Source organism: Vibrio sp. D173a (assembly GCF_030248475.1).
In genome coordinates this window covers 1-543 of the sequence record NZ_JAHGAH010001258.1, presented here as the reverse complement: position 1 = coordinate 543, position 543 = coordinate 1, and the positions used below count along the sequence as shown (strand labels likewise).

Annotated in this window: 2 protein-coding genes; both read right to left on the bottom strand. The window is 35.7% G+C overall.

The window, feature by feature from the left end:
* A partial coding sequence (locus tag KIV40_RS32700; RefSeq protein ID WP_285353530.1) for a hypothetical protein occupies positions 1-331 on the bottom strand: 331 nt, incomplete at its 3' end.
* Positions 321-543: hypothetical protein (locus KIV40_RS32695; protein WP_285353529.1), on the bottom strand; the 223-nt coding region annotated here is incomplete at its 5' end. The genes KIV40_RS32700 and KIV40_RS32695, both read right to left, overlap by 11 nt.

Here is a 543-nt window from a genome sequence, read left to right as displayed (position 1 = left end):
CATCATCAGGATTCTTTACTATAAAAAAATGGTTGCCGTTAACCAGTGTAGGATCCTTGATCATGGGGATCACAGCCATGAGTAAAGGGGTATCTTTCGTCGATGTGAAGTATTGGTTATATTCCCATTCAATATTTGAATCAAAACTGAAGTAGTAAAGAAATTTCCTGTTTATTCTATTTTCTTCACAATATGGGACAACTTCACTGTCTTTTAACGTATAGACTCGTGTTTGATACTCAATGTTGCAATCTTCAAAAGTGGAAAGTGATTCAATCGTTGACTTCTTTTTTTCTCTAGAGAATTTAAGATTCAACTTACTACTCAACATAGACTTCTTTCCTGTCATCTTTAGTGGAAACAACTAACATGCCAGAGCCATAGTCAAACTTATACTTACCAACACGAGTACTCTTTTTATTTAATGAATATCGAACCCCATCCATCATAATGACCCCGTTAATACGATTCCCTACTTCAGCAAAGCTTAATATGTTTACCTCAGGTATCATATCTTTACGTTTAGGTGCCATCGGTCTAGCC